Raw genomic sequence first — 24,813 nt, 5'->3', positions numbered from 1 at the left:
ACGCATCATCTGCCGCTGGAGCGCATCAACGAAGGCTTCGACCTGATGAAGAAGGGCGAGTCGATTCGTTCCGTCGTCGTCTATTGAGCGAGGAGGCGTTCATGCTGGAACTCGTGGAAGAACATCGTTGTTTCGACGGCGTGCAGCGCATCTACCGGCACGATTCGGAAACGATCGGCCTGCCGATGCGCTTCTCCGTCTTCTTGCCGAGAGAGGCAGCGTCGCAAAAGGTGCCGGCGCTGTTTTATCTCGCCGGTCTCACCTGCACGGAAGAGACGTTCCCGATCAAGGCCGGCGCCCAGCGCTACGCGGCCGAGCACGGCATCGCGCTGATCGCGCCGGATACGAGCCCGCGCGGCGCGGGCGTGCCGGGCGAGACCGATGCGTGGGATTTCGGCGTCGGCGCGGGCTTTTACGTCGATGCGACGCGCGAGCCGTGGGCGCAGCGTTATCGCATGTACTCGTATGTGACGCAGGAGTTGCGCAAGACCGTCGTCGCCGAGTTGCCGGTGCGCGAGGAACGCATCGGCATCTTCGGTCATTCGATGGGCGGGCACGGCGCACTCGTGCTCGCGTTGCGCAATCCGGACTTGTACAAGTCGGTGTCGGCGTTCGCGCCGATCGCGGCGCCGTCGCAATGTCCATGGGGCGTGAAGGCGTTCTCGGGCTATCTCGGCGACGCCCGCGAAGCGTGGAAGCAATACGATGCCAGCGAGCTCATCAAGGGCGATGCCGCTTCGCGCTTCGAGGGCGGCATCCTGATCGATCAAGGGCTCGCGGATCAGTTTCTCGCCGAGCAGCTTCATCCCGAGGTCTTCGAGCGTAATGCGCGCGATGCCGGACATAACGTGACCGTGCGCCGTCACGAAGGCTACGACCACGGGTATTTCTTTATCTCGACCTTCGTCGGCGAGCATATGGCGCATCATGCGCGGACGCTCTGCAAGTAGGTGCCGCGAACCGGTGAGGCAGTGCGGCGCTCTCGCGCCGTAGCGCCTCACCCGGAACGTGAACTGGGAATCGTCCAATGGAGTCTCAAGAGAGCCCGCCTTAACCTGTCGGTCTCGGAACCCTCTGGGACGGGCCGCCGGCGATTGCGTCGCGGACCTCGCTCCAACGCACGATCCCCATGCAAGAAGAAGTCCGCAACGCCGCCGACACGTCACTGACCGCATATTCCTCTGCGGAAACGCTCTATCGCCGCGGACAGTTCGCCGACGCCCTCGCGCTGCTCGATCGTTCTTCTCTCACACACACGCAAGCGCCGATGCTCAATCTCGCGGCCGCCTGCTGTCTTGCGCTCGGGCGTGTTGCCGAAGCCGAAGCGTATTGTCACCGCGCAATCGACATCAGCCCGGATTTTATCGAAGCGCATAACAACCTTGGCATCGCATTGCGCAGAAGCGGGCGCTTCCGGGAGGCGGAAACCGCCTACCGGCGCGTGCTGGAAATCCGGCCGGACCAGGCCTCCGCGCACACGAATCTCGGACGAATTCTCGAGACGCAAGGCGCGCTCGATGCGGCGCGAGCCGCACATCTGCGGGCGCTCGAATGCGATCCGGACGAGGCAGGCGCGCACACCAATCTCGGCGCGTGCTGCATGCAGCTCGGTCGCTTCGGCGAAGCGGAGGCGGTGTTCCGGCGCGCGGCATCGCTCGCTCCGCACGATGCACATGTCCATTTCAATCTCGGCACGGCGCTGAAGAAACTCGCCCGCTTCGACGAAGCGCAAGCCGCTTATCGGCAGGCGCTGACGCTGCGTCCCGACCACGTGGATGCGCGTCTCAATCTCGCGCATCTGCTGCTCGGCATGGGACAGATGCGCGAAGGATGGGCGCTCTTCGAAGCGCGCCATGAAGCCGGAGGCTGGTTCGATCGGCCACGAACCGGTATCCCGATGTGGCGCGGCGAGCCGCTCGCCGGCAAGTCGCTGATCGTGTGGACGGAGCAGGGTTTCGGCGACAGCCTGCAGTTCTGCCGCTATCTGCCGATGCTCAAGGCGCAAGGGCTCGCCCGACTGACCTTCGTGTGCCGGTCCGCGCTGCGCGAACTCTTCGCGACGATCGATGGCGTGGACGCATGCATCACCGTCGAGGATCCAGCAGCGGTCCCCTCGCACGATTTTCAATGCCTGTTGATGAGCTTGCCGCATCGCTTCGGCACAACGCTCGAATCCGTGCCCGCGGCGCTGCCTTATCTGCGGGTGCCGCGTGAGCGGGCGCACGCCTGGCGAGACCGGCTGCCCGCGGGCGGCTTCAAGGTCGGTCTGGTCTGGGCCGGCGATCCGCGCCATCACGCGGCGCATCTGCACGCCGTGGACCGACTCCGCTCGCTTTCTGCGCAAGCGTATTTGCCGATTCTGCGCGTGCCGGGCGCGACCTTCGTCAGCTTGCAGAAGGGCGCGTCGACGCAGCCGGAGATCGACACGCTTCCGCCGGCGTTGCGTCCCGTCGACATGATGAACGAAGTGACGGACTTCGCCGACACTGCCGCGATCATCGAACAACTCGATCTGGTGATCACGGTCGATACGTCGGTCGCGCATCTGGCGGGCGCGCTGAATCGGCCGGTGTGGATACTTTCGCGCTACGACGGCTGCTGGCGCTGGCTATACGAAGGCGATGATTCTTCGCCCTGGTATCCGAACGCGCGGCTCTTTCGCCAGACGCGTCCGGGCGAGTGGGATGAGGTGATCGAACGCGTGGCGGCCGCGTTGCGAGGCGCGCTGAAAGCTCAGTGCCCGCGCCGCCCGAGCAGGCTCGCGCCGTAGACCAGCGCGGCGAGCATCGTGATCCAGAAGCTCGTCGGCCAGTCGGTGTAATAGGCGAGCGTCAGACCGACCCAGGCTTGTCCGAGCGCGAACGCGGCAGCGATGACCAATCCGGACGACAGCCGCGTCGTGACGTTTTGCGCCGCGGCCGCAGGCCCCACCATCAACGCGAACACGAGCAGCACGCCGACGATCTGCGTGCACGCCGCGACTGCGAGCGCGGTGATCGCGAGAAACAACACGGAAACGAGCCGCAGCGACACGCCCTTGGCTTCGGCAAGTTCCGGCTGCAACGACGCAAACATCAACGGCCGCATGATGAACGCGAGCGCGGCGAGACTCACGATCGCGAGCCCCGCCAGCACGACGAGCGTCTCGTGACTCACGCCGAGCACGTTGCCGAACAGAAGCGCGGTCGCCTGCGTCGCATAGGCGGTGAAGAAGTGCAGAAACAGCAGGCCGAAACCGAGCGATAACGAAAGAATCACGCCGATCGCCACGTCGCGCCCCGACAGGCGCTCGCCGAGCGCGCCCATGCCGATGCCCGCCGCGAGCGTGAAGCCGACCATCCCCCAGAGCGGCGGAATGCCGAGCAGCACCGCGCCGGTCGCGCCGGTGAAGCCGACGTGCGAGAGCGCGTGGCCCGCGAAGGTCTGCCCGCGCATCACGAGAAAGTATCCGACGATTCCCGCCAGCACCGCGACGATTCCCGACGCCGCGAATGCATTCACCATGAAGTCGTATTCAAACATTGTGCGTGTGCTTTCCCTTCTTGCCGTGACCGTGCGCGTGGCCATGATCGTGCTCGTGCGCATCTCCGTGGTCATGTTCGTGCTCGTCGCCTTCCTCGTGGGCGTGATCGAGCTTGTCGATCTCGACGTCGCCCGACATCACGAAGATGCGGCCGTTCACGCGCATCACGTCGATGGGCGAGCCGTACAGGCGCGACAGCACGGGCTTGGAGATCACCTCGTCGACGGTGCCGAGCGCCGCGCGGCCGCTGCCGAGATAGAGCACGCGGTCGAGCGAGTTCAGAAGCGGATTGAGCTCATGGGCCGAGAACAGCACGGTGATGTTCAGCTCGCGCTGCACGCGCCGCACGAGTTCGACGACGCCCGTCTGATGACGCGGATCGAGGCTGATGAGCGGCTCGTCGAGCAGCAGCAGACGCGGATTGCCGAGCAGGCATTGCGCGAGCAGCAGGCGCTGACGCTCGCCGCCGGACAACTCCGACAGCGGGCGCGCGGCCAGTTGATGCGCGCCGACGAGCTCGAGCACGCGCTCCACATCCGCGCGGAGGCGCGCATTGCGATGTGGCAGTCCCCAGCGATGCCCGTCCGCGGCCATCGCGACGAAATCGCGGCCGAGCACGCGCCGGTTCGCGAGCCCGGTACGGATCTGCGGCATATAGCCGATGGACGCATTGCCGCGCACGACCGCCTCGCCGTTCACGCGGATCGTCCCGCTCCTGACCGGCACGAGCCCGAGCAGCGCGCGCATCAAGGTGGTCTTGCCCGCACCGTTCGGACCGAGCACGCCGATGAACTCGCCGTTCTGGACCGTAAAGCTCGTATCGTTGAGAATCTCGCGGCCGCCGAGCGCAAGCGTCACGCGGTCGACTTCGAGCGCGGGCTGCGCGGTGCTCATCGTTGCCATCCTTGCAGGGCGACCGCGAGCGCGTCGAGCTGCGACTGCATCCATTGCTGATACGTCTTCTTCGCGGGCAGGGTCTCCGTCACGCTGATGCTCGGCACATGCGCGTCCTTCGCGACGTTGAGCAGGCGCTTCGTCAGGGCGCCCGTCGCCTGACTGTTATAGATGAGCACGTGCACACGGCGCTCGCGCAGATCCTTCTCGAACGCGGCGATATCGGCGGGGCTCGGCTCGGTCTCGTTCATCGACGCCATCTGGAAGCGCTGGTTGCGCATCTCGAAGCCGATCGCATCGGCCATGTAGCCGAACACCGGCTCGGTCGCGGTCACGGGCACGCCCTTGTAGCGCGCCTTCAGCTGCGCGACGCTCGCGTCGATGGGCTTCATCGAGTCGAGGAAGGCCGCGAGGCGCGCGTCGTAGTCGCTCTTGTGCGACGGGTCCGCGGAGACGAGATACGCGCTCACCGCTTTCGCGACGGCGGGCATCGTCGCCGGGTCGTACCAGAGGTGCGGATTGTCGCCGGCCCTCTTGCCGACGAGCTGCGCCGCGACGATCACCGTGCGCTTCTCGTTGCTCTTCGATGCCGCGAGCAGCTTGTCCATCCACGGATCGTAGTCCGCGCCGTTATAGACGACGAGCGCCGCGTGCTGCAACGCGCGCGCGGTCTTCGGGCTCGCTTCGAAGAGATGCGGATCCTCGTCCGGGTTGCTGAGGATGCTCGTCACCTGCACGTGATCGCCGCCGAGCTGGCGAATGACGTCGCCGTAAAAGTTTTCCGCCGCGACGACCGGCACCCGCGCGGTCTGTGCCGATGCCGCGTTGCAAAAGCCGAGCGCGACGGCGAAGCAGGTCAGGACGTGCGCGAATTTCATCGGTTTCCTCGTGTGTGGGCAGCGCGTGTGCCGGTTGTGATCGGATGAGCAGTCAGGCGCCGCGATGCTGCGCGCGATGTTTTTTCTGGCAGTCGCTGCACAGCCCGCTCAGTTCAACGACCTGATGGCGCACTTCGAAGCCATGCGCGGGCGGGCTCGCCGAGAGCGACGACGCGAGTTCGCGGCCCTGGATTTCGAGTGTCGCGCCGCATTCGTCGCAGATGAGGAACTGACTTTCGTGCGGCTTGCCCGCATCGCAACAGGCGACGAACGCGTTCTTCGATTCGATGCGATGCACGAAGCCGTTTTCGACGAGAAAGTCGAGCGCGCGATACACGGTGGTCGGCGGCACGCGCGCGCCGCGCTGCGGTTCCATGGCGTCGATCAGGTCGTAGGCGCCGATCGGCTTGTGCGCCTTGAGCACGAGTTCATACACCTGGCGGCGCAACGGCGTGAGCGCGACGCCGCGCTCGCCCGCGAGGGCTTCGGCGCGCGCCAGCATGGTTTCGACGGATGCGGTCATGTCATGTCGGCCACGCGAGACGTGGCTCGTGCAAGGAGTTGAAGCACGAGCGGACGCGCCGCTCGTCGGACGATTCCGCGATGATATAACGTATCAGAGATGCCTGCACGTTTTGCGACCCGTCTTTCTTCTCCACGCGGCATGCGAGTTGCTCTCCTGCGCCTTGCCAGACGGGTTTTCCCGAAGATTCTGGACGTTTGCGCGCCGCAACATCGAAACCTGTACCGACGCCTTGACACGATCGCGCGCAACGCCGATCATTCGATCAAACAGAGAGCAATTGTTCAGTTGCGGAGCGTTCGCTCACATAAGCGAGGCGCAGAGCACGCTGCCGAACAACGCAAAGAATCGGAGACATCGGTGAGACTGAGAGACAAGGTCGCGATCATCACGGGCGCCGCGAGCGGCATCGGCGAGGCGGTCGCGCGGCGTTATCTGGAAGAGGGCGCGCAGGTGGTGATCGTCGACGTGAAGGACGAGCACGACATGGCGCCGCGCTTTGCGGACGTATCCGCGCGCGTGCTGGCGCTCAAGGCCGACGTTACGCGCCGTGAAGATATCGAGCGCATCGTTGCGTGCACCGTCGAGCGTTTCGGCGGCATCGACATCCTCTTCAACAACGCGGCGCTCTTCGACATGCGCCCGATCCTCGACGAATCCTGGGACGTCTATGACCGCCTCTTCGCGGTCAACGTCAAGGGCATGTTCTTCCTGATGCAGGCGGTCGCCAGGCGCATGGTCGAGCAGGGTCGCGGCGGCAAGATCATCAACATGTCGTCGCAGGCCGGACGGCGCGGCGAGGCGCTCGTATCGCATTACTGCGCGACCAAAGCGGCGGTGATCAGCTATACGCAATCGGCGGCGCTCGCGCTCGCGAAAGAGCGCATCAATGTGAACGGCATCGCGCCAGGCGTCGTCGATACGCCGATGTGGGAGCACGTCGACGCGCTCTTCGCGCGCTACGAGAACCGGCCGCTCGGCGAGAAGAAGCGGCTCGTCGGCGAGGAGGTGCCGCTCGGGCGCATGGGCGTGCCGGCCGACCTGACGGGCGCGGCGCTGTTTCTGGCGTCGTCGGATTCGGATTACATCACCGCCCAGACGATCAACGTCGACGGCGGCAACTGGATGAGTTGATGCACCGCGCTCGCGCGCAGCATGCGGCTTGAAGCGCGGAAAGCACCGTCTATAGTGAAACGGCGTCGCGGCGAATGCGCACGGCGCGAGGCCGGAGGCGAAAGCTCTACAACTGCGAAGGCAGGCGCGGCAGACGCAGCAGACGTGCCGCGCGAAATGCGACACAAGGAAAACCCCGGCAACCACGCGATCCCGGTCGCGCACCCTCAAAAGCAGGCAGCGGCATACACGGCGCTTGCGGTCATGCAACGAGACCGTCCGCGGCGCCCGTGCCAACAAAAAGGAGACGAACCAACATGAAACGCACTCAACGCATCGTTCGGGCACAGCCGCGCGCGCGTTACGCCGTTACGGCGCTTTCGGCCGCGCTCGCCGCTGCCGCGCTCATGCCGCTATCGGGACATGCCGCGACGACCATCACCATCGCCACGCTGAACAACCCGGACATGATCGAGCTGAAGAAGCTCGCGCCCGCGTTCGAGAAGGCCAATCCGGACATCCAGCTGAAGTGGGTGATTCTCGAAGAGAACGTCCTGCGCCAGCGCGCGACCACGGACATCACCACCAACAGCGGCCAGTTCGACGTGATCACCATCGGCACCTATGAGGCACCGCAGTGGGGCAAGCGCGGCTGGCTCTCGCCGATGGCGGGCCTGCCCGCCAACTACGATCTCGAGGACGTCGTGAAGACCGCGCGCGACGGCCTCTCCTACAACGGCCAGCTGTACGCGCTGCCGTTCTACGTCGAAAGCTCGATGACGTATTACCGCAAGGACCTGTTCCAGGCGGCGGGCCTGAAGATGCCCGATCAGCCGACTTACGATCAGATCAAGCAATTCGCCGACAAGCTCACCGACAAGTCCAAGGGCCAGTATGGCATCTGCCTGCGCGGCAAGGCGGGCTGGGGCGAGAACATGGCATTCGTGTCTACCGTCGTGAACACCTTCGGCGGCGAATGGTTCAACGAGAAGTGGCAGGCGCAGCTCGACACGCCGGAATGGCACAAGGCCGTGACGTTCTACTCGGATCTGCTGAAGAACGACGGCCCGCCGGGAGCGAGCTCGAACGGCTTCAACGAGAACCTCACGCTGATGTCCTCCGGCAAGTGCGCGATGTGGATCGACGCGACGGTCGCCGCCGGCATGCTCTACAACAAGGCGCAATCGCAGGTGTCGGACAAGATCGGCTTCGCAGCGGCGCCCGTCGCCGTCACGCCGAAGGGCTCGCACTGGCTGTGGTCGTGGTCGCTCGCGATTCCGAAGACGTCGAAGCAGCAGGAAGCCGCGAAGAAGTTCGCCGCGTGGGCGACGTCGAAGGAGTACATCGAGATGGTCGGCAAGGACGAAGGCTGGGCGTCGGTGCCGCCGGGCACGCGTAAGTCCACGTATGCGCGCCCCGAGTACAAGCAGGCCGCGCCGTTCGGCGACTTCGTGCTGCAGGCGATCGAAACCGCGAACCCGAACGACGCGACGCTCAAGAAGGTGCCGTATAGCGGCATCCAGTTCGTCGGCATTCCGGAGTTCCAGTCGTTCGGCACGGTGGTCGGCCAGTCGATCGCGGGCGTCGTGGCGGGTCAGACGAGCGTCGACAACGCGTTGAAGGCGGCCAATGCCGCGGCCGATCGCGCCGTCAAGCAAGCCGGTTATCAGAAATAAATCCGCGCAGTACCCGGGCCGCTTCGTTCCGTGCGAAGCGACGAAGCGGCCCGCATGCATCATCATCGAGAGGTGACACGATGAGTCAACTGAATCCCCCCATCACCAATCATCACATGGAGGAGTCCGCGGCCGAGCGCGACAGGCGGCGCGCGAAGTCGGTGCGCTGGCTGATCACGCCGTCGACCGGTCTCCTGTTCCTGTGGATGGCCATTCCGCTCGCGATGACGATCTGGTTTTCGTTCTCGCGCTACAACCTGCTGAACCCCGATGTCAAAGGATTTGCGGGCTTCGACAATTTCGAGTTTCTGGTCACCGATCCGGCGTTCGGCCCGTCCATCGGTCATACGCTGACGCTGATCATCTCGGTGCTCGTCATCACCGTGGTGGGCGGCGTGCTGCTCGCCGTGCTGTTCGACCGCAAGTTCGTAGGCCAAGGCATCGCGCGCCTCCTCGTGATCGCGCCGTTCTTCGTGATGCCGACGGTCTCCGCGCTCATCTGGAAGAACATGATCCTGCATCCGGTGTACGGCCTGATTGCCTCGCTGATGCGCTCGCTCGGCATGCAGCCGATCGACTGGTTCGCCGACTATCCGCTCTTCGCGGTCATTCTGATCGTCGCGTGGCAGTGGCTGCCGTTCGCGTTCCTGATTCTCTTCACGGCGATTCAGTCGCTCGACCAGGAGCAGAAGGAAGCGGCGCGCATCGACGGCGCGGGTCCGTTCTCGATGTTCTTCTTCATCACGCTGCCGCACCTGAAGCGCGCGATCGCCGTGGTCGTGATGATGGAAACCATCTTCCTGCTGTCGATCTTCGCTGAAATCTATACGACGACGGGCGGTGGTCCCGGCACCGCGACGACCAACCTGTCATATCTGATCTACGCGCTCGGCCTGCAGCAGTTCGACGTCGGTCTTGCATCGGCGGGCGGCATTCTCGCGGTCATTCTGGCCAATATCGTCGCGTTCTTCCTCGTGAGAATGCTCGCGAAGAACCTCAAAGGGGAGTACGAGTCATGAGCACTCATCCGGTCACTGCAACTACGCGCACACCCGTGCTCGATCACGTCAAGAACGTGGTGCCCGGCATCGTCGCGTGGATCGTCTCCATCCTGCTGTTCTTTCCGATCTTCTGGATGACGATCACCGCGTTCAAGACCGAGCAGCAGGCGTATTCGTCGTCGCTGTTCTTCACGCCGACGCTGGAGAGCTTCCGCGAAGTGTTCGCGCGCAGCAATTACTTCGGCTTCGCGCTGAATTCGGTGCTGATCTCGGTCGGCGTCACGGTGATCTGCCTGCTTCTTGCCGTGCCGTGCGCCTACGCGATGGCGTTCTTCCCGACCAGGAAGACGCAGTCGGTCCTGCTGTGGATGCTCTCCACGAAGATGATGCCGTCGGTCGGCGTGCTCGTGCCGATCTACCTGCTGTGGAAGAACACGGGCCTGCTCGACACCGTGTCCGGCCTCATCATCGTGTACACGCTGATCAATCTGCCGATCGCCGTGTGGATGGCCTTCACGTACTTCAACGAAGTGCCGAAGGACATTCTGGAGGCGGGCCGCATCGACGGCGCGACGACGTGGCAGGAAATCGTCTATCTGCTGATGCCGATGGCGTTGCCCGGCCTCGCGTCGACGGGCCTGCTGCTCATCATCCTGTCGTGGAACGAGGCGTTCTGGAGCATCAACCTGTCGAGCTCGAACGCGGCGCCGCTGACGGTGTTCATCGCGTCGTACTCGAGTCCGGAAGGGCTCTTCTGGGCGAAGCTCTCGGCGGCCTCGCTGCTCGCGGTCGCGCCGATCCTGATCGTCGGCTGGGTCTCGCAGAAGCAGCTGGTGCGCGGTCTCACGTTTGGCGCGGTGAAGTGAGGGTGCGAGCGTGAATCTCACTCCATCCACCGAGGCCAACCTCGAAGATCGCCTGATGATCTGCGACTGCGACGGCGTCCTGATCGACAGCGAGGCCGTGGCGGCGCGCATGCTCGTCACCGGGCTGCAGGCGCTGTGGCCGGGCGTCGACGTCGAGCCGGTCGTGATGCCGCTGCTCGGCCTGCGCATCGAGGCGGTGCTTTCGAGCGCGGCCGATACGGTCGGCCGCACGCTGACGCACGAGCAGGTCGTCGCGATCCGCCGCGCCGTCGAGGCAGCGGCGATTCATGCGCCGATGGTGCCGGGCATCGCTCAAGCGCTCGCGGCCGTGCCGTTCACGAAGGCGTGCGCGAGCAACAGCTTCTCGCCGTATGTCGACGCGGTGCTGCAACGCACAGGCCTCGTGCGCTTTTTCGGCGAGCGGCGTTTCTGCGCGGACATGGTCGAGAACCCGAAGCCCGCGCCCGACGTGTATCTCGCCGCGGCACGCGCGATGCACATCGATCCGCTGCGCTGCCTCGTCGTGGAGGACAGCGTGACCGGCGTGACGGCGGCAAGGGCGGCGGGCATGCCCGTGCTGGGCTTCATCGGCGGCGGCCACGCGACCGAAGGACAGATCGGCGCGCTGGAGAAAGCGGGCGCGCAGGTCGTATTCGACGACATGACGCGACTGCCTCTGCTCGTCGAGCAATGGCTGCAGAACGCGACGTTCGAAATCAGATAGCGATGCGCTTCAAGCGTCGCGAAGGAGACATACATCATGGCTAGCCTGACACTGCGCAACATCAGCAAGCGTTATGAGGAAACCGAGGTGATGCGCAACATCAACCTCGATATCGACGACGGCGAGTTCGTCGTGTTCGTGGGCCCGTCCGGCTGCGGCAAGTCGACGTTGATGCGCATGATCGCGGGTCTGGAAGAAATCAGCGGCGGCGACCTGATGATCGACAACGCGCGCGTGAACGAACTGGCGCCCGCGAAGCGCGGCATCGCGATGGTGTTCCAGTCGTACGCGCTCTATCCGCACATGACGCTGTACGACAACATGGCGTTCGGTCTCAAGCTCGCGGGCGAGAAGAAGCCCGCGATCGACGCCGCCGTGAAGAACGCGGCGAAGATCCTGCACATCGACCATCTGCTCGATCGCAAGCCGAAGCAACTGTCGGGCGGCCAGCGTCAGCGCGTGGCGATCGGGCGCGCGATCACGCGCAAGCCGAAGGTGTTTCTCTTCGACGAGCCGCTCTCGAACCTCGACGCCGCGCTCCGCGTGAAGATGCGCCTCGAGTTCGCGCGCCTGCACGACGATCTCAAGACGACGATGATCTACGTGACGCACGATCAGGTCGAGGCGATGACGCTCGCGGACAAGATCGTCGTGCTGTCGGCGGGGAACATCGAGCAGGTCGGCACGCCGAACACGCTTTATCACGCGCCGGCGAACCGTTTCGTCGCGGGCTTCATCGGCTCGCCGAAGATGAACTTCCTGTCGGGCACGGTCGCGCAGATTCAGAGCGACGGCGTGCTCGTCAAGTACGCGACGGGCGAGACGCAGCTAGTCGGCGTGCTGCCGGGCAACGCGAAGCCGGGCGATGCGGTGACGGTCGGCATTCGTCCGGAGCATTTGCAGCCGAATGCCGCCGACGCGGGCGATTACGGCGTCAGCGCCACGGCGATGACCGTCGAGACGCTCGGCGACGCGGCGTATCTCTATGCCGAAACCGACGTCGCCCCGGACGGCCTGATCTCGCGCATTCCGCCGCTGGAGAAGCACGCGCGCGGCGAGAAGCTCAAGCTCGGCTCGTCGCCGGAACACTGCCATCTGTTCAACGCGGAAGGGCAGGCGTTCACGCGCAAGGTGGTGGATTCGTGGCAGCGGGAGCATGCGACGGCGGCCTGAGACGCGGATCGTCGAACCGGCGGCGCCGCTCGAAAGGGCGGCGCCGTTGTTTTTTGCAAGCCGCGGGCGCGCGCGATAATCTCCCTCATGACCGGCCGCATCCGACGGCCGGCGTCGATCCTCACAAGACATCGCCATGCCCGTCATCAACGAAATCTTCGTCTATCCGATCAAGTCCTGCGCGGGCATTTCCCTGCGCCGCGCGACGCTTCTCGAGACCGGTCTCGAATACGACCGTCACTGGATGGTGACCGATCCGGCGGGCGGCATGTTCACGCAGCGCGCGCATCCGCGCATGGCGTTGATCAGGACGGCGCTCGACAGCGATGCACTCGTGATCGATGCGCCCGGCATGCCGACGCTGCGCACGCCCTTGCGCGCCGAAGCGCTCGCGGATGCGAAGCCGATGCGCGCGACCGTCTGGCGCGAAACCGTCGACGCGCTCGATACGGGCGAGCAGACGGCGCGATGGTTCAGCGAGTTTCTCGGCACGCCCGCGCGCCTCGCGCGTTTCTCACCGACGGCGCGCCGCACGGTCGACGAAAAGTGGACCGCGCCGCTCGTCACGCAGACGCGTTTCGCCGATGGCTTTCCGCTTCTGATCGTAGGCCAGGCATCGCTCGACGATCTCAACGCGCGCCTGTCGACGAAAGGCGCGCAGGGCATTCCGGCGAATCGCTTCCGGCCGAATCTCGTGATCGGCGGCCTCGATGCCTACGAAGAGGACCATGTCGGCGACATGCAGATCCGCGTGCCGGGACGGGACGTGCAATTGCGCCTCGTGAAGCTCTGCACGCGCTGTCCGATGCCGACGATCGACCAGGCTACCGGTGCGCCGGATCCCGAATGGCCGCACGAGCCGCTCGACACGATGAGCGCCTATCGCGCGAGCGATCAGTTCGACGGCGCGCTGACCTTCGGCAAGAACGCGGTGGTCGTAGCGGGCGAGGGCGCGGCGCTGGAAGTCGGGCTGGACGTGGAAGCCGAGATCGGCTTCTGAGGCGTTACGCCTCGAGCGCCGCCTTCGCGCAAAGCTCGTCCGTGACGAGGCCCGACAGCCATTTTCCTTTCAACGCGGCAATCAGCGCTTCGTGCTTGCGTTGACCGCCCGCGAAACCGATCGTCGGGCGTTTCGGCGGCGTGTCGAGCTTGAGGCTCGTCACGCGCGCGCCGGTTTTCGACTGCACGCGCTTGCCGTTGGCGTCGATGGGCAGGCCGAGCCATTCGGCGACCGCGCCCGCGTGCATCATCTCGTCCACTTCGGCGCGCGTGATGAAGCCGTCTTCGTGCAGCGGACAATTCACGCCGACGTTGCCGATGCCGACGAACGCCACGTCGGCGCGCTGCGCGAGTTCATCGACGATGCGATACAGCCGGTGACTGACCCACTGCGCGCGTTCGGCCTCGCTGTCGGCCATGAGCGGCGCGGGCAGCATGAAGTGCTTGCCGCCGGTCTTCTCCGACAGCTGCTGCGCGACGTCGTAGCGGTTCGACGAACCGTCCTGCGCGATGGCGCCGACCAACGATACGAAGCGATGCTGCGGGCGATCGATCTGGCCGATCTGCGCGACGCAGGCCTTGAGCGTGCGCCCGCTGCCGATGGACACGACGAGGGGCTTTTCCTCGAGGAGATAGCGCTCCATCACTTGCGCGCCCGCGACGGCGAGCTTGCGGTCGACCTGTTCGCTCGCGTCGCCGTCGATGGGCACGACTTCGCACATCGCGAGGCCGTAGCGGTCGCTCAGTTGCTTCGCGAGCGAGAGGCAATCGGCGATGCGGTGATCGACCCGCACGCGGATCAGGTTCTTCTCGACGGCGAACGCGACGAGCCGCTGCGCCACCGGACGCGAGATCTGCAGCTTTTCGGCGATCTCGTTTTGGGTGTTGCCGGCGACATAGTACAGCCACGCTGCGCGCGTCGCGAGATCGAGTTTTTCGCTGGATTTCGGCACGTTTTTGGGTGGTTTTGTTTGGTTTGGGCGTGGGGCTTTGTGGGCGTGTTTGTCGTGAAATCCTGATTTCTTAGTGGTCTATTAGTGTTGCCCCTGTGCGGGGCAACGCCAATAGACCGACAGGAATACAAGTTCCATAGAAGCCCAACCGCACCACAAAATCAAGCCAACCTCTCCCGCGCCGGATCAAACAACGGCCTGACATGCCGATACAACTCCCGGAACCCCTTCAAGCGCTGCCGCAAAATCTCATGCCGTTCGGCGTTCGGCATGAACTCCTGCTTGATCTCGGGCTTCGCGAGCACCGTCGCCGGATCACCCCCCGCCGCGAGCCAGCCGAGCCGCGCCGCGCCCAAAGCCGCGCCCGTCTCGCCGCCGCCGTGCGTGCGGGTCGGCGTGTCGAACGCATCGGCGAACATCTGCGCCCAGTACGCGCTGCGTGCACCGCCGCCAAGCATCGACAACGCACGCGCCTGCGTGCCCGCCGATTCCAGCGCGTCCAGGCCATCGGTCAGCGAAAGCGTCACGCCCTCGAGCACCGAATAGCCCAGCAGCGCACGATCAGTCGCGTGCGTCATCCCGAAGAACACGCCTTGCGCATACGGATCGTTGTGGGGCGTACGCTCGCCGCTCAGATACGGCAGGAACAAGGGCGCCGAAGGCAACGCGTCGGCCGGCAGCGCTTCGATCTCCGCGAGCAAGGTCGGCTCGTCCGTCGACGTCAGCTTGCATACCCAGCGCAGGCAACTCGCCGCCGAGAGCACCACACTCATCTGATGCCAGCGATCCGGAATCGCATGGCAGAACGCATGCACCGCCGAGGCCGGATTCGGCCGGAAGCGGTCGCCGATCACGCACAGCACGCCCGACGTGCCAAGCGACAGAAAGCCGTCGCCCGGATCGGTCGCGCCGATGCCCACCGCGCTCGCGGCATTGTCGCCGCCGCCCGCCGCGACGATCACGCCCTCGCGCAGGCCGAACTCGCGCGCAAGCTCCGGCCGCAACGTGCCGGAAGGCTCGCTGCCCTCGGCCAGCGACGGCATCTGGCGGCGCGACATGTCGCATGCGGCAAGCAACTCGTCGGACCAGTCACGCCTCGCGACATCGAGCCAGAGCGTGCCGGCGGCGTCGGAAGGATCGGACACCTTCGTGCCCGTCAGATGCATGCGCAGATAATCCTTCGGCAGCAGCACGCACGCGGTCTGCCTGAAAATGTCCGGCTCGTTGTGCGCGACCCAGAGAAGCTTCGGCGCGGTGAAGCCCGGCATCGCCAGATTGCCGGCGATCTCGTGCAGGTTCGGCGCACGCTCGTAGAGCTCGGCGCATTCCTTGTCGCTGCGCATGTCGTTCCAGAGGATCGCAGGGCGCAGCACGTTGTCGTGCGAATCGAGCAGCACGGCGCCATGCATCTGTCCCGACAGGCCGATGCCGCGCACTTGCGCGAACTCGCCCGGAAACTTCTCGCGCAGCTTGAAGAGCGCGGCGCGCGTGCCTTCCCACCAGTCGAGCGGATTCTGCTCCGACCAGCGCGGCTTCGGACGCGATACGGTGAACGGCGTGCCCGCCGTGCCGATCACGCCGCCGTCGGCGGCGAGCAGCAGAACTTTCACTTCGGAGGTGCCGAGGTCTATGCCTAAGTACATGAACGGACCCTTGGTCGTTGCCGGGATCGGACCCGGCGAAAAACGAGGAGTGAAGCCAGTGCAGCAGGAGGCGCCAATTTAACGCCACGCGGCGCGCCGCGCCATGGGCACAATACCCGAGCGGCGCGGCGCGCGCTTCACCGTTGCGCTTAACGCGGCGATAAGGTTGACGATATGGCTGCGCTCGTGGCTGCGCTTATGGCCGCTGCTTATGGCCGCTGCTTATGGCCGATTGGCGAGCCACGCATCGACCTTCCCCATCGCCTTGCGCATCACGCGCTCGAGCCCTTCGGTTCGTGCCATCTTGCCCCACAGGAGCTTGTCGCCCACGAACGCCTCGATCGGATCGGGCGCCGTGAAGAAGCCATGCGCGACTGCCGGATCCATCACGCCGTCCTGATACGCATAGGGCAGCTTGCCTTCGTGCCAGCGTTCGAGGAAGCGGAAGAAGAGCGCAGGCAGGATGGCGGTCGAATCGGGATCGACGTTGCGCGCGAAGCATTCGGACATCGTCGGCGCGATGAAGCCCGGCAGCTTCGAAAAGCCGTCCGCCGCGACGCGCTGGTTCGTGTCCCTGATATACGGATTGCTGAAGCGGTCGAGCACGACGTCGCGATACCGGGCGAGATCGATCGGGCTCGGCGTGAGGCAGGGAATCACGTCGTCGGTGACGTAGGCATCCGCGAGCGCGCGGATCTCCATGTCCTGCGTGCCTTCGTGAATGTACTGCAGGCCGACGAGCGTGCCCGCCCACGCGATGCAGCTATGGCTCGCGTTGAGAATGCGGATCTTCGCCTCCTCGTAGGGATGCACCGATTCGACCATCTCCGCGCCGACCTTCTCCCAGGCGGGCCGCCCGGCGATGAAGTTGTCCTCGATCACCCACTGGATGAACTTCTCGCCCATCACGGGCGCGCGGTCGTCGACGCCGGTCGCGGCCTTCACGCGCTCGGCCACGTCGGGCGTCGGGCGCGGCGTGATGCGGTCGACCATCGAATTCGGGCACGACGTGTTGGCGATCATCCAGTCGCGCAGCGCGGTCTCGCCGCGCAGTTGCAGGAATTCGAGCATGCCCTTTTTGAAGCGGTCGCCGTTGCTGCGCAGGTTGTCGCAGTTCTGCAGCGACACCTTGCCCGCGCCGTTCTTCATGCGCGCATCGAGAATGGCGGCGAGCGCGCCGTAGATCGTCGTTTTCGCGCCTTTCAGATCGGCGGCGAGATCGGGGTTCGCGGTGTCCAGCCTGTCGTGATCATCGAGGTAGTAGCCGCCTTCGGTGACGGTGAACGACACGATCCTGCACGCGGGGTCGGCGCCCGTCGCGATGAGCGCCTCGAGATCGGCGGACCACGGCACGACCTTCCTGATCGCGCGCACGGTTTCGTACTCGCGCTCTCCCTTCGGCGTCACCGTTTCGAGCGTGTATTCGCCGTTCTGCGCGGCGAGCGCATCGAGCACGGCGTTCATGTCGCCACGGATGTTGCCGACCGCGAGCGACCAGCGCTCGTCGCCGGATTCGATGAGCCTGTGCAGATACCACGCCTGATGCGCACGATGAAAAGACCCGGCGCCGATGTGCAGGATCACGCCGCCGCTCGCGTTGCTGGATTCACTGTTCATGTCGTCTCTTCCTCTGATTGGCTGTGCGCCCGTTCTTCGCGGACGGCCGTTCGCAACGACGCGCGCGTGCGTCATCGCGGCTGTGTGAGCATTTGCTCTTTCGATGATCGAATGATCGTATTCGCCTGGATGAAAGTCAAGGCGCGGGTTTCCCGCAACGCGGCGCAATTTGCGCGCCTTCCACGGGTCACGCGCTGGCGGCGCGCAGGGAGTGGCTCACGCTGCGGTGCGCAAATCCCGGTTATCGAACGGATCGGGAATAACCCGGATAGGCAATGTGACGGCCGTTGAACGAAGGTGCGTGATCGCCTCGTCTCGGGCCGCGGCGGCTCCACTTAACGATAGGCGGAAAAACAGAACGCGGGAGACGGACATGGATTACGTGATCGGCATCGACATCGGCACGCAGAGCACGAAGGCGTTGCTCGTCGATACCAGCGGTGCGATCGTCGCGCAGCATTCGAGCGCCTACCATCCCGACACGCCCAAGCCCATGTGGGCCGAGCAACGGGCATCGGTATGGTTCGATGCCGTGACCGAGTGCATCGCGGCGGTCGTCGCGAAGGCGCGCGAGAAGGGTGTTGCGGCGAACGACGTGAAGGCGCTCTGCGTGAGCAGCCTGTATGGCGGCTCGGGCATTCCCGTCGACGAGAACATGGAGCCGCTCTATCCGTGTCTCATCTGGATGGATCGCCGTGCGACGGCCGAAGTGGACTGGGTGCGCGAGCACGTCGACGTGAAGCGGCTGGAGGCGATCACGGGCAACGGCGTCGACAGCTACTACGGCTTCACGAAGATGCTCTGGCTGCGCAACCATGAGCCGGAGGTATGGAAAAAGACGCGCCATTTTCTGCCGCCGAATGCGTTCGTGATCCAGCGACTGACTGGCGAGCTTGCTGTCGATCACAGTTCGGCGGGCAATATCGGCGGCGTGTACGACGTCGCGAAGCGTGCGTGGTCGCAGGAAGCGCTCGACATGCTCGGCATTCCCGCGGCGATGATGCCGCAGCGTCTGGTGGAATCGTCGGACGTAGTGGCCGGGTTATTGCCGCAATGGGCCGGCAAGCTCGGTCTTGCCGCGGGCACGCCGGTCGTCGCGGGCGGCGTCGATGCGGCGGTGGCGACCTTTGCTGCGGGCGTCACGCAGGCGGGCCATCACGTCGCGATGATCGGCACGAGCATGTGCTGGGGGTACATCAATCAGACCGTCGATGCGAGTCACGGGCTCGTATCGATGCCGCACGTCTACAACGGCAAGCGCGATCTCTATGTGTTCGGCGGCGCGAGCACGGCGGGTCAGTGCGTGGCGTGGTATCGCGATCAGTTCTGCCAGGGCGAGATCGAAGCCGCGAAGAAGATGCCGCACGGTGATCCGCACCGGCTGCTTGAAGAGGCGGCCGCGAAGGTGGCCGCGGGTTCCGATGGCGTGGTGTTCCTGCCGTATCTGATGGGGGAACGCAGTCCGGTCTGGGATGCGCGCGCGAGCGGTACGTTCGTCGGGCTCAATCTGTTCCACACGCGTGCGACGCTGTATCGCGCGGTGCTCGAGGGCGTTGCGTTTGCGCTGAAGCACAACATGGAGGCGGGAAGGCGCGGTGCGCAGTCGCTGGAAGACAGGCTGATCGTTGTTGGCGGCGCGGCGCATTCGGATCTGTGGATGCAGATCATCGCGGATGTCACGGGGTATCCCGTGTTGTCGATCGAGCAGGACGTCGAAGCGGCGATGGGGGCGGCGTTGTTGGCCGCGCTAGGCGCGGGGCTGGTTTCGCGGGAAACGGCCGAAGGCGGGTGGGTTACGCTCGTCGAGCGTGCTCAGCCTGATATCGCGCGGCAGCGCGTGTATGGGGAACGGTTCGGTGTTTATCTCGATCTTTATCCGGCTTTGAAGCCGTTGATGCATCGGTTGCGGGGGTGAGGGTTGGGGGTTTTTTGTTTGTTCTGCTTGGGCTGCTATGAAATCCTGATTGCTTAGTGGTCTATTAGTGTTGCCCCGCACAGGGGCAATGCTAATAGACCGACACGAACACAAGTTCCATAGCAACGCGTAGCGAACCAAAAAAAACCGCTACCGCAAATGCACAGGATGTGCATCAAACACCGGCCCCTGCACGAAGTGCACATCAAACTGCTGCAACGCATTGAACTGCGCTTCATCCGAGACATTGGAAAAGATGAGCGGAATCCTCAACCGATTCGCATAAGCGACAAGATGCTTCACAACAGAATCACGTAAAGCGGCGCCCGCATCCATCTTGATGAAATCGAGCCGCGCCATATCCGACACGGCCATGATCTGCCCGGCATTGGGCAGATTCCCCGCAACCTTGAATCCGTAGCGCTGATAGCTCTTGGTGAGATAGCCCAGAAACGTCTTGTGCGCCACCGCCGCCGCAGGCAATTCGATCACCACGCGCGACGGACTCATGCCGAACTCCATCAGCACGGACGAGAAGTGCAGCCCGTGGTCATACTTCACGCTCTTCAACAACCGCTCGTGCACGCGAAGAAACAAAAGCCCCGGCCGATGCGGCCCGAAGAAATTGAACGCGTGCACCGCCCGCGATAGCCGGTCCAGCGCGACCAGCTCACGATCGTCTTCCAGTTGCCCGAAAGGGTCGCGCGACGTATCGCCGTGAATGAGCGTCAGCGCCTGCACGCCCAGCTCATCGCCAAAACGCTCCGCACTCTCCGGCGAAGCGCTCAAGGTCTGCGGAAAGCTGTGCGTGCCGACATCGAAAATCGGCTCGTAGGCGCTCGAAATGCATAGACCGCCGTAATGCGCGATCGCCTGCCCCGCGTGCTCGTTCTCTCCAAGCACGATATGCGCGCCGAGAAACGGATGCTGCAAGGCGCGGGCGACAAGTTCTGGCAAGGAAGGGGCGATCATGGATGGAGCATTCGAGTTCGTGAGGTGCGCCGTACCGGGCGATTGTCATTGGAATTCTCGATGGTATCAGCGCGCAACACCGCGTCCAGCACCAAATTCACATATTGATATGCCGGAACAAGCGCGTCGATTAAGGGTTTACGAGCGATTTCACTAATCGTAATTGGTTTTACTATTCGTAAAACGCAGCGACGTAAGGCCGCACGGCCTGGCGTCGCCGGCGTGCCGATCATTCGCCGAGGATTCCGACCATGCCAACGTTCGAGACGCACACGGACGCGAACCAGCACTATCAATCCGGCTTTGCCAACGACTTCGCCACGGAGGCGCTGCCCGGCGCGCTGCCGATCGGCCGCAACTCGCCGCAGCGCGCGGCCTACGGTCTGTATGCGGAGCAGCTCTCCGGCACGGCGTTCACCGCGCCGCGCGCCCACAACCGCCGCTCGTGGCTCTATCGCATCCGGCCGGCCGCCGTGCACAAGCCGTTTACGCGCATTCCCGCCGACAGGCTGCGCGCGAAGCTCGTCGCCAGTTTCGCCTCGGGTTGTCCCGACGTGCCGCCGACGCCGCCCAATCAGTTGCGCTGGGATCCCCTGCCGATGCCCGACGCGCCGACCGATTTCATCGACGGCTGGGTGACGATGGCGGGCAACGGCGCAGCGGAATCCATGAGCGGCTGTGCGATTCATCTCTACGCGGCGAACCGCTCGATGCAGGACCGCTTCTTCTACAACGCCGACGGCGAGTTGCTGATCGTGCCGCAACAAGGGCGTCTCGCGATCTGGACGGAGCTCGGCAAGCTCGACGTCGAGCCCTATGAGATCGCGGTGATTCCACGCGGCGTGCGCTTCTCCGTGGCCTTGCCCGATGGCGAGGCGCGCGGCTATATCTGCGAGAACTTCGGCGCGCTGCTGCAGTTGCCGGACCTCGGTCCGATCGGCTCGAACGGGCTCGCGAATCCGCGTGACTTCCTCACGCCGCATGCCGCGTATGAAGACCGCGAAGGCAGTTTCGAGCTGGTCACGAAGATGAACGGCGTGCTGTGGCACGCGGATATCGGCCATTCGCCCCTCGATGTCGTCGCGTGGCACGGCAGCTATGCGCCGTACAAGTACGATCTGCGCCACTTCAACACCATCGGCTCGATCAGCTACGACCACCCCGATCCGTCGATCTTCCTCGTGCTGCAGTCGCCGAGCGACACGCCGGGCGTCGACGCGATCGACTTCGTGATCTTCCCGCCGCGCTGGCTCGCCGCCGAGGATACATTCCGTCCGCCCTGGTTCCACCGCAATGTCGCGAGCGAGTTCATGGGCCTCGTGCATGGCGTCTACGACGCGAAGGCCGAGGGCTTCCTGCCGGGCGGCGCGAGCCTGCACAATTGCATGTCGGGACACGGTCCGGATGCGGAGACGTTCGAGAAGGCATCGCGCATCGATACGTCGAAGCCCGCGAAAGTCGGCGACACGATGGCTTTCATGTTCGAGACGCGCACGCTCATCAAGCCGACGCGGTTCGCGCTCGAAACCGCGCAACTGCAGGCGAATTACTACGAGTGCTGGCAAGGCCTCACGAAACACTTCAACCCGGAGCAACGATGAACGATGCGCTGAAAGCCACGCTTGGCTCCACCCTCAAAAGCTGGATCGAATCCGCGAACGATCCCGCGAGCGACTTCCCGATTCAGAACCTGCCGTTCGGCATCTTCAGCGACGCGGTGAACACACGGCCACGCGCGGGCGTCGCGATCGGCGACTGGATCGTCGATCTGGCCGCGCTCGAAGACGCACGTCTCATCGACGCGCACGGCACTTTCCATGCGCCGCGCCTGAACGATTTCATCGCGCTCGGCCGCGAGCGCTGGCGCGCCGTGCGCATCGCGCTCTCCGGCCTGCTCGCGCAGGGCAATGCGACGCTGCGTGACGACGAAGCGCTGCGCCGCCGCGCGCTCGTGCCCCGCCCGGATGCGACGAAGCATCTGCCCGTCGAGATTCCCGGCTACACGGACTTCTATTCGTCGAAGGAACACGCGACCAACGTCGGCTCGATGTTCCGCGATCCGAAGAACGCGCTCCTGCCGAACTGGTCGGAGATGCCGATCGGCTATAACGGGCGCGCGTCATCCGTCGTCGTGAGCGGCACGCCGGTGCGCCGCCCCAACGGACAACTGAAGTTGCCGACGGAAGATCGCCCGGTGTTCGGCGCGTGCCGCAAGCTGGATATCGAACTGGAGACGGGCTTCATCGTCGGCCGTGGTAATGCGCTCGGCGAGCCGATCGCGTGCGAGGACGCCGAGTCGCACATCTTCGGCATGGTGCTGCTGAACGACTGGAGCGCGCGCGACATCCAGCAATGGGAATACGTGCCGCTCGGCCCGTTCAACGCGAAGACCTTTGCGACGACCATCTCGCCGTGGATCGTCACGCTCGATGCGCTCGAGCCGTTCCGCACCGCGACGCCCGCGCAGGAGCCGCAGCCGCTCGAATATCTGCGTCACCGGGGCGATCACGCGTTCGACATCGAACTGCAAGTGACGCTGCGTGCCGAAGGCGCGCGCCGGGCGACGACGCTCTCCCGCACCAACTTCAAGCTGATGTACTGGTCGATGGCGCAGCAGCTCGCGCATCACACGGTCGCGGGATGCAACACGCGCGTCGGCGATCTGATGGGCTCGGGCACGATCAGCGGACCGACGCCGGAATCGTGCGGCAGCCTGCTGGAAAGCACGTGGAACGGCCAGCGCCCGCTGAAGCTGGAGGAGGGCGGCGAGCGCTCGTTCCTGCAGGACGGCGATGAAATCACGATCACCGGATGGTGCCAGGGCGATGGCTATCGCATCGGCTTCGGCGAGTGCGCGGGGCGGATTCTGGCGGCGCGCGCCTGACTTTCATATCGAACGACGAAGCGGCCCTCATGCGGGCCGCTTCCGCTTCATAGCGAACCCAAAGACCCGGAAGGATTCGACATGGTGAGAGAGACAACCGCGCACGGCAATGTGATCGATGTCGAGCGCGCGCTCGGCGACGCGCATCGGCCCGCATTCCAGATCATGCTGCTCGCGTTGTGCGGGCTGTGCCTCGTGATCGACGGCTTCGACGCGCAGGCGATGGGCTACGTCGCACCCGCCGTCATCGCGGACTGGCACGTGTCGAAGGCCGCGCTCGGGCCGGTCTTCAGCGCGAGCCTCTTCGGCATGCTGCTCGGCGCGCTCGGCTTGTCGGTGCTGGCGGACCGCATCGGGCGGCGTCCGGTGCTGATCGGCGCGACGCTGTTCTTCGGGCTGTCGATGATCGCGACCGCCTTCACGAACGATCTCACGGTGCTGAGCGCGCTGCGCTTCGTCACGGGGCTCGGGCTCGGCTGCATCATGCCGAACGCGATGGCGCTCGTCGGCGAATTCTCGACCGCGGCGCATCGCGTGAAGCGGATGATGCTCGTGTCGTGCGGCTTCACGCTCGGCGCGGCGCTGGGCGGCTTCCTGAGCGCGGCGCTGATTCCCGCGTACGGCTGGCGCTCGGTGTTCTGGATCGGCGGCGCGGTGCCTTTGCTGCTCGCGCTGGCGATGATCGTCGCGCTGCCCGAATCGCTCCAGTTTCTGGTGCTGAAGGGCCGTGAGGCGCGCGCGCGGGCGTGGCTCGCGAAGTTCGATCCGGCACTGGCGATCGATGCTTCGACGCGCCTCGTCGTGCGCGAGAAAGCGAGTGCGGGCGCGCCCGTGGCGGAACTGTTCCGCGCGGGGCGCGGGCCGGTCACGCTGATCCTGTGGGCGATCAGCTTCATGAACCTCATCGACCTGTACTTCCTGTCGAACTGGCTGCCGACCGTGATGCGCGATGCAGGCTATACGCCCGGCATGGCGGTGCTCGTCGGCACGCTGCTGCAGACGGGCGGTGTGCTCGGAACGCTCTCGCTCGGATGGTTCATCGAGCGCTTCGGCTTCGTGCGCGTGCTGCTCGCGTGCTTCGGTCTGGGCGCGGTGTGCGTCGGCATGATCGGGGGCGTCGCGCATGCGCAGGTGTGGCTCTTCGTGGCGGTGTTCGCGAGCGGCTTCTGCATCGTCGGCGGGCAGCCGGCGGTCAATGCGCTCGCCGGCCATTACTATCCGACGACGCTGCGCTCGACCGGCATCGGCTGGAGCCTCGGCATCGGGCGCATCGGGTCGGTGATCGGTCCGCTCGTCGGCGGACAGATGATCGCGCTCGGATCGAGCAACGTCGCGCTGTTTCATGCAGCCGCCGTGCCGGTGCTGTGCTCGACCGTCCTGGTGGCGGTGCTGGCGGTCGTGCGGCGCGAGAAGGGCGGGGCGGTGCAGGCGGCTTGAAATGGCGAAACGGCCGGCCGAT

22 protein-coding genes and 1 pseudogene are annotated in these 24,813 nt (G+C 64.9%); 15 read left to right on the top strand and 8 right to left on the bottom strand.

Features of this window, described 5'->3' with window-relative positions:
* From AWB83_RS36840 to AWB83_RS22455, 3 genes and pseudogenes are all read left to right on the top strand, one after another.
* Positions 1–87 (top strand): annotated as a pseudogene (locus AWB83_RS36840) (zinc-binding alcohol dehydrogenase); the annotation flags it as partial.
* Positions 88–101: 14 nt separating this feature from the next.
* Complete coding sequence (gene fghA / locus AWB83_RS22460) at positions 102–950, top strand: S-formylglutathione hydrolase (protein WP_087047832.1); 849 nt, start codon at positions 102–104, stop codon at positions 948–950.
* 179 nt (positions 951–1,129) lie between these two features.
* Positions 1,130–2,770 (top strand): tetratricopeptide repeat-containing glycosyltransferase family protein, encoded by a 1,641-nt coding sequence (locus AWB83_RS22455; RefSeq protein ID WP_087047816.1) that lies wholly within the window; start codon positions 1,130–1,132, stop codon positions 2,768–2,770.
* On the opposite strand, the gene AWB83_RS22450 is transcribed toward AWB83_RS22455, so the two are convergent.
* The 4 genes from AWB83_RS22450 to AWB83_RS22435 are packed head-to-tail and all read right to left on the bottom strand — an operon-like array spanning position 2,734 to position 5,818.
* Entirely contained in the window at positions 2,734–3,522 is a 789-nt protein-coding gene (locus AWB83_RS22450) for a metal ABC transporter permease (RefSeq protein WP_087047815.1), read from the bottom strand. The two genes, AWB83_RS22455 and AWB83_RS22450, sit on opposite strands and share 37 nt — an antisense overlap.
* A complete protein-coding gene (locus AWB83_RS22445; RefSeq protein ID WP_087047831.1) occupies positions 3,515–4,417 on the bottom strand; it encodes a metal ABC transporter ATP-binding protein in 903 nt (300 codons plus the stop codon). Before AWB83_RS22445 ends, AWB83_RS22450 begins: the two co-directional genes overlap by 8 nt.
* Positions 4,414–5,295: a metal ABC transporter solute-binding protein gene (locus AWB83_RS22440; protein WP_087047814.1), complete on the bottom strand. Its 882-nt coding sequence runs from the start codon at positions 5,293–5,295 to the stop codon at positions 4,414–4,416. The genes AWB83_RS22445 and AWB83_RS22440 overlap by 4 nt, the downstream gene beginning before the upstream one ends.
* Before the next feature lie 52 nt (positions 5,296–5,347).
* Positions 5,348–5,818, bottom strand: a complete 471-nt coding sequence (locus tag AWB83_RS22435; protein WP_087047813.1) for a Fur family transcriptional regulator — start codon at positions 5,816–5,818, stop codon at positions 5,348–5,350.
* A 360-nt stretch (positions 5,819–6,178) separates the two neighbouring features.
* Between AWB83_RS22435 and AWB83_RS22430 the strand changes: the two genes are divergently transcribed.
* The 7 genes from AWB83_RS22430 to AWB83_RS22400 all read left to right on the top strand — a co-directional run bounded on the left by AWB83_RS22430 (position 6,179) and on the right by AWB83_RS22400 (position 13,371).
* Positions 6,179–6,952, top strand: a complete 774-nt coding sequence (locus tag AWB83_RS22430) for an L-iditol 2-dehydrogenase (protein ID WP_087047812.1) — start codon at positions 6,179–6,181, stop codon at positions 6,950–6,952.
* Positions 6,953–7,338: 386 nt separating this feature from the next.
* Entirely contained in the window at positions 7,339–8,607 is a 1,269-nt protein-coding gene (locus AWB83_RS22425; protein ID WP_087047830.1) for an ABC transporter substrate-binding protein, read from the top strand.
* Between the two features lie 80 nt (positions 8,608–8,687).
* Complete coding sequence (locus AWB83_RS22420; RefSeq protein ID WP_087047811.1) at positions 8,688–9,626, top strand: carbohydrate ABC transporter permease; 939 nt, start codon at positions 8,688–8,690, stop codon at positions 9,624–9,626.
* Positions 9,623–10,474, top strand: coding sequence for a carbohydrate ABC transporter permease (locus tag AWB83_RS22415; RefSeq protein ID WP_096059385.1), 852 nt, complete (start codon positions 9,623–9,625; stop codon positions 10,472–10,474). The genes AWB83_RS22420 and AWB83_RS22415 overlap by 4 nt, the downstream gene beginning before the upstream one ends.
* Before the next feature lie 55 nt (positions 10,475–10,529).
* Positions 10,530–11,198: an HAD family hydrolase gene (locus AWB83_RS22410; protein WP_087047809.1), complete on the top strand. Its 669-nt coding sequence runs from the start codon at positions 10,530–10,532 to the stop codon at positions 11,196–11,198.
* 36 nt (positions 11,199–11,234) lie between these two features.
* Entirely contained in the window at positions 11,235–12,371 is a 1,137-nt protein-coding gene (locus tag AWB83_RS22405) for an ABC transporter ATP-binding protein (RefSeq protein ID WP_087047808.1), read from the top strand.
* A gap of 136 nt (positions 12,372–12,507) precedes the next feature.
* Positions 12,508–13,371, top strand: coding sequence for an MOSC domain-containing protein (locus tag AWB83_RS22400; protein WP_087047807.1), 864 nt, complete (start codon positions 12,508–12,510; stop codon positions 13,369–13,371).
* 4 nt (positions 13,372–13,375) lie between these two features.
* On the opposite strand, the gene AWB83_RS22395 is transcribed toward AWB83_RS22400, so the two are convergent.
* The 3 genes from AWB83_RS22395 to dalD all read right to left on the bottom strand — a co-directional run bounded on the left by AWB83_RS22395 (position 13,376) and on the right by dalD (position 17,583).
* Entirely contained in the window at positions 13,376–14,323 is a 948-nt protein-coding gene (locus AWB83_RS22395; RefSeq protein ID WP_087047806.1) for a sugar-binding transcriptional regulator, read from the bottom strand.
* A gap of 161 nt (positions 14,324–14,484) precedes the next feature.
* Positions 14,485–15,966, bottom strand: a complete 1,482-nt coding sequence (xylB, locus tag AWB83_RS22390) for a xylulokinase (protein ID WP_087047805.1) — start codon at positions 15,964–15,966, stop codon at positions 14,485–14,487.
* A gap of 222 nt (positions 15,967–16,188) precedes the next feature.
* Positions 16,189–17,583: a D-arabinitol 4-dehydrogenase gene (gene dalD, locus AWB83_RS22385; protein WP_087047804.1), complete on the bottom strand. Its 1,395-nt coding sequence runs from the start codon at positions 17,581–17,583 to the stop codon at positions 16,189–16,191.
* 373 nt (positions 17,584–17,956) lie between these two features.
* Between dalD and AWB83_RS22380 the strand changes: the two genes are divergently transcribed.
* A complete protein-coding gene (locus tag AWB83_RS22380) occupies positions 17,957–19,498 on the top strand; it encodes an FGGY-family carbohydrate kinase (protein ID WP_087047803.1) in 1,542 nt (513 codons plus the stop codon).
* A gap of 150 nt (positions 19,499–19,648) precedes the next feature.
* Here AWB83_RS22380 and AWB83_RS22375 read toward each other — a convergent pair whose 3' ends face one another.
* Positions 19,649–20,431, bottom strand: coding sequence for an EAL domain-containing protein (locus AWB83_RS22375; RefSeq protein ID WP_244197848.1), 783 nt, complete (start codon positions 20,429–20,431; stop codon positions 19,649–19,651).
* On the opposite strand from AWB83_RS22375, the gene AWB83_RS37315 reads away from it, so the two are divergent.
* The 4 genes from AWB83_RS37315 (at position 20,360) to AWB83_RS22360 (ending at position 24,791) form a co-directional block, all read left to right on the top strand.
* A complete protein-coding gene (locus tag AWB83_RS37315) occupies positions 20,360–20,578 on the top strand; it encodes a hypothetical protein (protein WP_244197849.1) in 219 nt (72 codons plus the stop codon). The genes AWB83_RS22375 and AWB83_RS37315 overlap by 72 nt on opposite strands.
* A 143-nt stretch (positions 20,579–20,721) precedes the next feature.
* Positions 20,722–22,071 (top strand): homogentisate 1,2-dioxygenase, encoded by a 1,350-nt coding sequence (hmgA, locus tag AWB83_RS22370; RefSeq protein WP_087047801.1) that lies wholly within the window; start codon positions 20,722–20,724, stop codon positions 22,069–22,071.
* Complete coding sequence (gene fahA / locus AWB83_RS22365; protein WP_167389146.1) at positions 22,068–23,354, top strand: fumarylacetoacetase; 1,287 nt, start codon at positions 22,068–22,070, stop codon at positions 23,352–23,354. Before hmgA ends, fahA begins: the two co-directional genes overlap by 4 nt.
* An 81-nt stretch (positions 23,355–23,435) precedes the next feature.
* Positions 23,436–24,791: an MFS transporter gene (locus AWB83_RS22360; protein ID WP_087047799.1), complete on the top strand. Its 1,356-nt coding sequence runs from the start codon at positions 23,436–23,438 to the stop codon at positions 24,789–24,791.
* The last annotated feature ends 22 nt before the right edge of the window (positions 24,792–24,813 follow it).

It is taken from the genome of Caballeronia ptereochthonis, assembly GCF_001545075.1.
GTDB classification, from domain to species: domain Bacteria; phylum Pseudomonadota; class Gammaproteobacteria; order Burkholderiales; family Burkholderiaceae; genus Caballeronia; species Caballeronia ptereochthonis.
Note: the sequence above shows the minus strand (reverse complement) of the source record. Positions and strands in the feature narration are given on the sequence as shown.